Origin of the sequence: Achromobacter xylosoxidans A8 (assembly GCF_000165835.1) — a bacterium.
Lineage (GTDB): Bacteria > Pseudomonadota > Gammaproteobacteria > Burkholderiales > Burkholderiaceae_B > Achromobacter > Achromobacter xylosoxidans_B.
The window spans coordinates 6,100,747-6,111,522 of sequence record NC_014640.1 but is presented as its reverse complement, the minus strand read 5'-3'; the positions used below and the strand labels follow the sequence as shown (position 1 = coordinate 6,111,522).

The following is a 10,776-nucleotide window of genomic DNA, read 5'->3' as shown; positions in this document are numbered from 1 at the left end:
AACATGGCCACACCCTTGAAGACCCTGATTGGAAAGCTCAACCAGACCTGCCGCCAGGCGGCCGAGCGCGCCGCCAGCCTGTGCATGGCCCAGGGGCACTACGAGGTGGACCTGGAGCACCTGTTCCTGGCGTTGCTGGAAAAGCCGGCCAGCGATTTCAGCATCGTGGCGCGGCGCAGCGGCATCGAGTCGGCGGTGCTGGAAGCGGACCTGAACGCGGAAATCCGCGGCTTCAAGAATGGCAACACGCGCACGCCGGTGTTCTCGCCGCATCTGCCGCGGCTGTTCGAGCATGCCTGGCTGATCGCCTCGCTGGACACGCAGACCACTCGCATCCGTTCCGGCCATCTGCTGTTGGCCTTGCTGACCGAACCGGATCTGGCCCAGTTGGCGCGGCGCGGTTCGCGCCTGTTCGAATCGTTCCGCCTGGACGAGCTGAAGCATGACTACGCCGCGCTGACGGCGGGCTCCGAAGAGGCGGGTCAGTCGGTGGCGCTGGGCGACAGCCCGGCGGGCGACGCCGGGCAGGATGGCGCGGCCGCCGCGGCCGGCCTGTCCAAGACGCCGGCGCTGGACCAGTACACCGCCAACCTGACGGAAAGGGCGCGCGAGGGCAAGATCGACCCGGTGATCGGCCGCGATGCCGAGATCCGCCAGATGATCGATATCCTGACCCGCCGCCGCCAGAACAATCCCATCCTGACCGGCGAAGCCGGCGTGGGCAAGACTGCGGTGGTGGAAGGGCTGGCGCTGCGCATCGTGGCGGGCGACGTGCCGCCGGCACTGGCCGGCGTCGCGCTGCGCACGCTGGACATGGGCTTGCTGCAGGCTGGCGCCAGCGTCAAGGGCGAATTCGAAAACCGTCTGAAGAATGTGATCGACGAGGTCAAACAGAGCTCCACGCCCATCATCCTGTTCATCGACGAAGCCCACACCATGATAGGCGCGGGCGGGCAGGCCGGGCAGAACGATGCGGCCAACCTGCTCAAGCCGGCGCTGGCGCGTGGCGAGCTGCGCACCATCGCCGCCACCACCTGGAGCGAATACAAGAAGTACTTCGAGAAGGACGCCGCGCTGGCGCGCCGCTTCCAGGTCGTCAAGGTGGAAGAGCCCAGCGAGGAACTGGCCGCCAGCATGCTGCGCGGCATGGCGCCGCTGATGGAGCAGCATTTTGGCGTGCGCGTGCTGGACGAGGCCATCGTCGCCGCGGCCCGCCTGTCGCACCGCTACATCAGCGGCCGCCAACTGCCGGACAAGGCCGTCAGCGTGCTGGACACGGCCTGCGCGCGCGTGGCCCTGGGCCGCAGCGCCACGCCGGCGCTGATCGACGACGCGCGCCACCGCCTGGCGCGCCTGGAGACCGAGCGTGCTGCCCTGCGCCGGGAAGCCGCGGCGGGCGCGGCACAGTCCGCGCGCCTGCGCGAACTGGACCTGGAAATGGACGCCACGCGCGCCGCGCTGACGGACGCGGAAGCGCGGCTGGCGCAGGAAAGCGAGCTGGTCAGGCAGATCCACGCGCTGCGCGAGGAGCTGGAGGCGGCGGGCGCGGACGCCGCGCCAGAGCCCGCCGGCAAGCGCCGCTCGGGCAAGGCGGCCGAACCCGCCGCCACGCCCGGCCAGGCGCAACTGGCCGAATTGCAGCAGCAGCTGCGCGCCTTGCAGGGCGAGGCGCCGCTGGTGCCCGCCTTCGTGGACGCACAGGTCATCGCCGAGATCGTGTCGGCCTGGACCGGCATTCCGCTGGGCCGCATGGTCAACGACGAAATCCGCACGGTGCTGGAACTGCAGCCCCTGCTGGCCGAGCGCGTCATCGGCCAGGACCATGCACTGCACGCCATCGCCCAGCGCGTGCGCACCGCGCGCGCCGGCCTGGAAGATCCCAACAAGCCCAAGGGCGTGTTCCTCTTCATCGGCCCCTCGGGCGTGGGCAAGACCGAAACCGCGCTGGCCGTGGCGGATGTGCTGTACGGCGGTGAACGCAAGCTGGTCACCATCAACATGAGCGAGTACCAGGAGGCCCATAGCGTATCGGGCCTGAAGGGCTCGCCGCCGGGCTACGTGGGCTACGGCGAGGGCGGCGTGCTGACCGAGGCGGTGCGCCGCCAGCCCTACAGCGTGGTGCTGCTGGACGAGATCGAGAAGGCCCATCCGGACGTGCTGGAGTTGTTCTTCCAGGTGTTCGACAAGGGCGTGATGGATGACGCCGAAGGGCGCGAGATCGATTTCCGCAACACGCTCATCATCCTGACGTCCAACGTCGGCTCGTCGGCCATCATGCAGGCTTGCCTGAACAAGAGCGTCGAAGAGCGGCCCGACCCCGAGGCCTTGCAGGAACTGTTGACGCCGCAGCTGTACAAGGCCTTCAAGCCCGCCTTCCTGGGCCGCATGAAGACCATTGCCTACTACCCGGTGGATGACGACGCGCTGGCCCGCATCATCGGGCTGAAGCTCGGGCGTATCGCGCAGCGGGTCCAGGCCAACCACCGCGCCCTGTTCGAATGGGATGAGGCGCTGGTGGAGGCCGTGCTGGCGCGTTGCACCGAGGTGGATACCGGCGCGCGCAATGTGGACCACATCCTCAACGGCACGCTGTTGCCGCAGATCGCCGAGCAGGTGCTGGGCCGCATGGCACAAGGGGAGGCCATTGCCCGCATCCGCGTGACTGCCGGCAAGAACGGCGACTTCCGCTATCGCCTTGCCTGACGCCGGAGCCTGACATGCCTTTGGACAACACCGGCCTTTCCCGAATGTCGATCGCGTCGGTCGATCAGGCCAATCGCCTGTTGGACCTGCGCACGCCGCTGGGCGCGAACCGGCTCGTGGCGGAAACGCTATCCGCCACGGAAACCCTGTCGGACGGCGCGTTCCGGCTCGAACTGACCGCCCTGTCCGACGATGCCGGCATTCCCTTGTCCGAACTGCTGGGAAAGCCGGCGACCCTGCGCCTGCAGACCGCATTGGGCCGCGACCAGCCGCGCGTCTGGAACGGCTACATCACGGCGGCGCAGTTCCAGGGCGCCAACGGTGGTATGGCGCGCTACGGGCTGACGCTGGAGCCCTGGCTCGCTTTTCTGCGCGCGCGCCGCGACAGCTTTGCCTATCAGGACAAGACGGTCTTTGAAATCGTCGACAGCATCTTTGGCGACTATAAGGACCAAGGAGGCCTCGCGCCGCAGTGGCGCTGGGTGGTGAAGGACCGCGCCGCGTACGCCAAGCGCAGCCTGACCGTGCAGTACCGCGAGACCGACCATGCCTTCGTCGAGCGTCTGCTGGCCGAAGAGGGCCTGTTCTACTGGGTGGAGCACGAAGGCGGCGAAGGCGAGGGCAGCCACACGCTGATCATCGCCGACCATAACGGCGCCTTCCTGCCCGGCCCGCAGGCCAGCGTGCGCTTCGCGCGCGCCGATGTCACGGAGACCGAGGACAGCATCCAGCAGTGGAGCCGGCGCGCGCGCTGGCAGACCAACGCGGTGCGCATGGCCAGCTGGGACTACCGCAGCGCCCAGGCCAGACCAGTAGCGGCGCAGGTCGATGGCGGCGCCGCGAAGGGCGCGATGGATCTGGTCGTCAACGACTATCCCGGCCAGTACGCCTACGAGGACAGCGCGCAGGGCGAACGCCTGGCGCATATTGCGCTGGCCGCGCTGCGCGTGGGCCAGGACAGCTGCGAGGGCGCGGGCACCGTGCGCACGCTGGCGCCAGGCCAGCGCTTCGAACTGACCGGGCACTACCAGCAGGGCGGGTCCGACTACGTGGCGATCGCCGTGCGGCACGAGGCCCGCAACAATTTCGACGAGGACCTGGGCCGCGCCGTGCGCGAGGCGCTGGGCGAGAGCGGTCCGGAGGCGGCCGAGGCCGACTTCTACCGCAACACGTTTACCTGCATCGGCATCGATACTGAATTCCGCAAGGCCACGCGCGACGGACATGGCGAGCGCCTGCATCCCCGGCCCACCGTGTACGGCGCGCAGACCGCGCTGGTGGTGGGCGCGGAAGCGCCGGTGCATACCGACCGCGATCATCGCGTCAAGGTGCAGTTCCATTGGCAGCGCGGCAAGGCGTCCAGCAGCCGCCTGGAACATCCCTCGGGCGACGAGAACGCGCCCGCCAAGGATGAGCTGGGCACCTGGGTGCGCGTCGCGGAGCCCGTGGCAGGCGGCGACTGGGGCGGCAACTTTGTGCCGCGCGTCGGTCAGGAAGTGCTGGTCGAGTTCCTGCACGGCGACATCGACCGTCCCGTGGTGGTTGGCGCGCTCTACAACGGCGCGGGTGCCGAGGACGCGTCGCACAACCAGGTGCAGGGCGGCGCCGCCAACGCCACCGGTAACGCGCCCGCCTGGTTCGCCGGCGGCGCCGACGGCCATGCGCACAACGTGGTGATGTCCGGCTTCAAGACGCAGGCGCTCGCCAGCAGCGGGCAGGGTACTGGCGGCTACAACCAGCTGGTGCACGACGACACGCCGGGACAGTCGCGCCTGACGGCTTCGACCACGCAGGCCGAGAGCCGCCTGAACCTGGGACACATCAAGCAGCAGCGCGACAACGAAAGGCTGCAGGACCTGGGTCACGGCGCGGAACTGTCGACCCGCGAGGCGGTGGCGCTGCGCGGCGGCGCGGGGCTGCTGATCAGCGCGGACGCGCGCAAGAACGCCAAGGGCGCGCTGCTGGATAGCGAGGAGGCGGGCCTGCAGATCGAGAACGCGATGCGCGCGGCCGAGGAACTGGCGCAGGCGGCAACGCGGCAGAAGGCCGTGCTGGAAGGCGATCCGGAAACGCTGCCGGCGCAGGACGCGCTGAAGCACGTGCTGGAGGTGATCGATGCGAAACAGGACGCGCCCGAAGGCGAGCCCGTCGCGGCCTATAGCGAACCGCAGCTCCAGGTGAGCGCGCCCAGCGGTATCGGGCAGTACACGCCGGTCGACGCATTTCTCGTGGCCGGCGCGACCCTGGCGCAGGTGGCGCCGGACGTGAACTGGGTTAGCAGCGCCAACGTTGCGATGGGCGTGGCCGGCGGCGCGGTGCTGTTCACACTGGGACGCAAGGCGCCCGGCGGCAGCCCGGTGCAGGGCCAGGGACTGCTGCTGCATGCGGCCGGCGGCAAGCTGCGCCTGCACAGCCAGGACGCCAAGATGACGCTGTCCGCTGAAAAGGCGGTGACCTTCGCCTCGGCGCAGGCCGGCGTGACGGTGCAGGCGGCCAAGCGCGTGCTGGCAACGGCGGGTGGCGCCTACATGCGGGTGGAAGGCGGCGGCATTCAGCTGCATGCGCCGGGCAAGGTCGAATTGAAGGCAGGCGTGCATAACTGGGTCGGCCCGGAAAGCAGCCAGGCGAATCTGGCCTTCAACGAAGCCAGTCCCTTGTGCGAAGCCCGGGTGCGCGGCGCGGCCCAGCGGGGCGGCGCCGTGGTGCCGCTGGGCTGAGGCGGGAGGACGGCGGCATGCTCGATTACCAGGCTTTTAACGCCTATGGCTTTGGCCTCATCCAGGATGAACGGACGCCCGGCGTGCCGGCCTGCGTCCAGGCCGAAGCCCTGGTGCCGCCGGCGCTGCGGAAAATGCCGGGCCTCATGCCCCGCTTGGTGGATCTGTCCGCCATGCCAGCGGCGGACAAGGCGCAGGCGCTGGCCAGCCTGAATCAGGCTTTGCTCGATGGCGGGGATCTCTGGCTGGGGCTGTTGCTTCACTCCGATCAGCCCGCCGATGCCGTAGCCGCGCATCTGCGGTCGCGGATGATCGTCGACATCGCGGGCCAAGGGCCGTGCTTCTTCCGTTTTTTCGACCCGCGCGTGTTGGTCCAGCTGCCATGGATGCTGGACCCGGCGCAGCTGGCCTGGCTTTGCGGGCCGGTGCAGCGCTTCGTGTTCCATCTGGACGGCGAATGGTGCGCCGTGGCACGCCCCGACGCCGAGGCGGCGGCGCGCCCGAAGTTGAGCGTGGAGCAATCCTTCGCCTTGACCCAGATGCAGGCCCTGAATGAAGTGCTGTCAGATCTGGACACGCTGGAGCCCGACGGGCGCATCGCCCTGGGCCGGGCAGTGATGGCGCATTTCCGCACGGCCCGGGAGTTGGGCCTGGCGACGGCGCAGGAACGCAAGGCGTTTGCACGGCATGGCCTGGACGTGCACCCCGCCTTCCACCGCCACGAGCGGGTACGCGCCTGCCTGGCGGCAATGCGGCCCGAAGATGATTACCCCTACCTTGCTGCGGTCCAGGATCTGTCTGATGAAGATTGGTCCAGCGTGCGCGCGGATATGGAACGAACTGGAGAGCCCGATGGCCGATGATGCAAAGAACTGCGGGAAGAAGCGCTCGTCGCTGGATTGCGGGGAGGATTGCCCGTTTCACCGGATCGGCCTGCCCATCATGCCGCTGCGCTACGCGGTGCTGAAGAACGACGGCGCCTTTCCGGCGCTGGACGGCGACCTGAACATGCCGCAGCTGGCCGAGAGGCCCCTGGGCGACAGCGCGCGCTATGGCGTGCGCCTGCTGCGCCCGGGCTATCTGTACGTCTATGACGAAGCGCGCTCTGAGCTGAAGGGTTACTACGTCAACGAAAACGCCACCCTGTACAACTTCGACCTCGACAAGCCGGTGCAGGACTGCGACCGGACCTTTACTTGCACGATGGACCACGAAGCCAAGGCTTCGCTGCTGACCATTCCGAACGCCAAAAAGGCGACCTATGTCTGGCTGGCATATTCGGACGTGCAGTGGACCAAGGATGTGTGCAAGGCGCACAAGGGCAAGAAGGGCGCCGACATGCGCGAGCGGCACATGTTCAAGTTCGATGTGCAGGCTTGGCTAAGCAGCGGCAAGCATGCGAATGCCAAGAGCATCAAGACTCTGAAGGACACGGCCGCCGACTACCAGGTGCATCGCAAGCGCGATCTGGATCAACATCAGAAGCAGCAGTTTCTGGGTTGGAGCACCGTCGGCTATTACGACGTGAAAGGCTGGATGGGGGAAATGATCGAGAACGCCGCAGAGGCGTTCCTGCCCGGCAAGGGCCTGATGCTGGCGCTGCCGGACAGCACCGGGATCCTGCAGGATATCGCGCGGCTGATGCGCATACGCTTCGACGACTTCGTGTCGAACAAGGAGGACCTGCGTCCCCTGACCGTGTCGAAGTCCATCGAGTCGCTCAGCGAAATCATCATGCAGTCGGCCGAGAGCGAGTTTCTGGAGCAAAGAGGCCGGGATGCCACCAACCATACCGTCTATGGGACCACGACCCCGAGCATGGGAGCCGGCCCGGGAGGGTCGGGGGCCGGAGGGCTGGCGGTGGGCCAGATGCTGGCGGACTGGCTGATGCCGGAGAATAAGAAGCAGCGCATGGCCGAGGCGGAAGACTACCGCCATCCGACCGAGGCCGAGCGCGGCAAGGTTCGCTGGGAAGCCTGGTCGAAGTACTTCGACAATTACGACGAGAACGCGCGCCGGGCGTGGCAGAAAGGATTCGACGAGCGTCTGGCGCAATTCGACGCCGCGACCATCGTGCCTCTGGCGAAGGCGCACGTGGCGTGGATTACCTGCCAGAAAACGCTCGATTCGTTTGAGTGCAACTACGACTCCAACAACGCGGATAGCGGAGCGGTCTACCAGACGGTTTTTGCGCTGTGCATCGACGGAACCCAGGACAAGCGCATTTGCTTCAAGCAGTATGCGGACTGGCTACAGGGGGAACCGGACGACACGCGCAACCTGTTGCTGCGCGCCATGTTTCACAACCAGGATTTCGTGGTCAAGAAGGTGGTCGAGGCGCACGAAGCGGCGCTCGACTGGAAGGCCATCCCTTGGGGCAATCTGCACGAGGCCTACAAGACCGGGCTCAAGGTGCTGAGCGAAGGGCAGATGGACAAGACCGCGCGCCTGCTGGAACAGGTCATGGGGCCGGTAGTACATGTACTCAGGCTGGGCGTGGATAGCGGTATCGCGCGCAAGCTGGCGATGTACGTCGGGCTGCTGGCGCGGCAGAACGTGGCAATCGTGGAAGTCGAGGGCGGCAAGAAGGCTTTCCGCGCCGCGCTGATCCGCGAGGTCCTGCGCCAGCATGGCAGTCAGGTGAGCATGCGCCAGATGGAGCAGGCAGTGGCGGACGAACTGCGGCGGTTGGAAGTGCGCGGCGAACAGCTGGAAGGCACCGACAAGAAGCGCTGGTTCATGTTGGTGGACAGGGATGCCGCCGCCAATGTGTCAACAGACCTGCGGGCCGCCGATAGGGCCAGGGCGCTGGCCCAGACCACCATGACGGTCGAGGAATACGAAGCCCGGGAACTGTCGCGCTGGCGCACGGCGATCAACACGGACGTCCGTGTCGGCGTCGTCGGCTGCCTGTTCCAGACCGTGGCGGTGTACAAGCTCTGGAGCGACCTGGAATCGGCCATGCCTCACGAACGCAGCGACGCGAGCTGGAAATTCGTGGTCGGAATCGCATCGGCGGGCGGCTCGGTGGCCGACGTATTGGGCGTGGCGCTCAAGAGCCGACAGGCCGCTGGCATGCGGCTGGGAATAGGGGTGGGGCTTGAAACCACCGGTTCTCTGCTGGTGCGATGGGGCGGCCGCATAGGCGTGGTCACCGGCGTCATCATGGCTGTGTTCGATTTCAAATCCGCCAAAGACCAATTCGCGATTGAAAAGAACGGCCTGATGGGCGGGCTTTACCTTGCCTCGGGTATCCTCAGCCTGGTTGTCATCGGCGCGTTCGCCCTGTCAGCCACGGTCGTGGGCCTGATCGCCGCGGTGCTCCTGATCATCGTGGCGATATTGATAGAGAAATTCAAGGGCAACAAGATCGATGAATGGCTGAAGCGCTGTCTGTGGGGGAAACTGCAGGGACAGGCCGGGGCCGATTACTACTATGGGGTGCAGCAAGAAATGAACAGCCTGCGCGTGGCCTTGGGAGGGTCGTGATGGACTTTACGGGACTGATGTCCAGGTTCCCTAACGATCGTCCGCTTTCGGAGTTCGACCGCGAGCATCGCTTGCTGCAAAAGAAGCGTCTCGACGTCCCGCTGCTGGCGCAGCTCTGCGTCGTGAAGATGAATTCCAACAGCTTGCTGTCGGTGGACCGCTGGTACGGCTGGCGGGGCTTCATCGCCTTGATCGGGGCCATAGGCGTGGCCTTTGGCGTGGGCGGCATCCTGATGCTGGCCTGGATTCTGGTGGTGGATAACGTGCCCAATGAGAATGGCCTCTGGGAGGCGATCTTCTTCGGCATGGCGATGTTCGCCGCGCTGGGGTTGGCTGGCGCCTGGGGCGCGTGCAAGGAGATGTTCCGCTGGACCTACTATCCCATTGCGCTGGATCGCAAGCACCGTCTGGTGCATGTGTTCCGGTTGGATGGCACCGTTTTGACGGCGCCCTGGGACAAGATCTACTTCACGCTGGGCCGGGGCAAGGGCACGTTCGGCTGGCTCAACTGGGACATACGCGGCCTGATCCTGGCCGAGGACGGCGTCACGGTGCGGGAGACCTTCGCCTTTTGCATCGCCACCAGCCGCGTGGAGAACGCCTATTCGCACTGGGAGTTCCTGCGCCGCTACATGGAGGAAGGCCCGCAGGCGGTGCTGGACGCGGTCCTGTACTGCATGCCGGTGGATGGCAAGCGCGAGAGCTTCGCCTTTTCCAAAGAGCGCGTTTTCGCCAATGACGCGCAAAGTCCGGGCTTCATGTATCTGATGATGATGCCGTTCAACTACTTGCACGCCATCATGCGCTGGGCGGTCATGCAGACCAGCAAAATCCCGGCGTTTCCGCCGGAGATCGAGGCTACGCTGCAGCCTGAGCCGGGCGACAAATACGTGCGCGATGCGTCGATGAATCCCGAGGATCTGCGCTAGGCGCGGCCCCTGCGGCGGCGCGGGCGCCTGTATTTGCGCCAGGCGGATTTGCGCTAGGATTACCCCGACCATTCCGCCCCTCCCCCTGGAGCCCCCCGCATGACCGACCTCAGCGCCTTCCCCATCACCAAGAAGTGGCCCGCCCGGCACCCCGACCGCATCCAGCTGTATTCGCTGCCCACGCCCAACGGCGTGAAGGTGTCGATCCTGCTGGAGGAGACCGGGCTGCCCTACGAGGTCCACCGGGTCAGCTTTGACGCCCGGGACCAGTTTTCCCCCGAGTTCCTGTCGCTCAGCCCGAACAACAAGATTCCGGCCATCCTCGATCCCAATGGCCCCGACGGCAAGCCGTTGGCACTGTTCGAGTCTGGCGCGATCCTGATCTACCTGGCCAGCAAGGCGGGCAAGTTCCTGCCGGCGGACACGGCGGGGCGCTACGAGACGCTGCAGTGGATCATGTTCCAGATGGGCGGCATCGGCCCGATGTTCGGCCAGCTGGGTTTCTTCCACAAATTCGCCGGCAAGGACTACGAGGACAAGCGTCCGCGCGACCGGTATGCGGAGGAGTCCAAGCGCCTGTTGAACGTGCTGGACCAACGGCTGGCGGGGCGCGACTGGGTAATGGGCGATGAATACACCATTGCCGATATCGCCATCCTGCCCTGGGTGCGCAATCTGGTGGGCTTCTATGGCGCGGGCGAGCTGGTGGAGTTCTCGCGCTTCAAGAATGTTGCCCGGGTGCTGGAGGCTTTCGTGGCCCGCCCGGCGGTGACCCGGGGCCTGACGATACCCGCCTGAGTCGTGGGCGGCTGCGCGGCCGCTGCCTGAGCGGCCGCGTGCTTCCGGTTTCCCGTCGTCCGCTGCGGGCTTGCGGCAAATCAAACAAGCCCGCAAGTTATATGTTTTTCGGTCATTAACTTATTACTGAAAGGCGTAAG

At 66.4% G+C, this 10,776-nt stretch carries 6 protein-coding genes; all 6 read left to right on the top strand.

Going from position 1 to position 10,776, the window contains the following annotated elements; all coding sequences use genetic code 11:
• Positions 1-3: 3 nt before the first annotated feature.
• The 6 genes from tssH to AXYL_RS28130 all read left to right on the top strand — a co-directional run bounded on the left by tssH (position 4) and on the right by AXYL_RS28130 (position 10,636).
• The gene (gene tssH, locus AXYL_RS28155) at positions 4-2,703 is read left to right on the top strand and encodes a type VI secretion system ATPase TssH (protein ID WP_013396285.1); all 2,700 of its coding nucleotides are present in this window, start codon (positions 4-6) and stop codon (positions 2,701-2,703) included.
• A 14-nt stretch (positions 2,704-2,717) separates the two neighbouring features.
• On the top strand, positions 2,718-5,420 hold the full coding sequence (locus AXYL_RS28150) for a type VI secretion system Vgr family protein (RefSeq protein ID WP_013396284.1): 2,703 nt from the start codon (positions 2,718-2,720) through the stop codon (positions 5,418-5,420).
• Between the two features lie 17 nt (positions 5,421-5,437).
• On the top strand, positions 5,438-6,283 hold the full coding sequence (locus tag AXYL_RS28145; RefSeq protein ID WP_013396283.1) for a DUF4123 domain-containing protein: 846 nt from the start codon (positions 5,438-5,440) through the stop codon (positions 6,281-6,283).
• Positions 6,273-8,909, top strand: coding sequence for a T6SS effector BTH_I2691 family protein (locus tag AXYL_RS28140; RefSeq protein ID WP_013396282.1), 2,637 nt, complete (start codon positions 6,273-6,275; stop codon positions 8,907-8,909). Before AXYL_RS28145 ends, AXYL_RS28140 begins: the two co-directional genes overlap by 11 nt.
• A gap of 17 nt (positions 8,910-8,926) precedes the next feature.
• The gene (locus AXYL_RS28135; RefSeq protein WP_237709948.1) at positions 8,927-9,838 is read left to right on the top strand and encodes a DUF6708 domain-containing protein; all 912 of its coding nucleotides are present in this window, start codon (positions 8,927-8,929) and stop codon (positions 9,836-9,838) included.
• A gap of 99 nt (positions 9,839-9,937) precedes the next feature.
• Positions 9,938-10,636, top strand: a complete 699-nt coding sequence (locus AXYL_RS28130) for a glutathione S-transferase N-terminal domain-containing protein (RefSeq protein WP_013396280.1) — start codon at positions 9,938-9,940, stop codon at positions 10,634-10,636.
• Positions 10,637-10,776 lie beyond the last annotated feature (140 nt).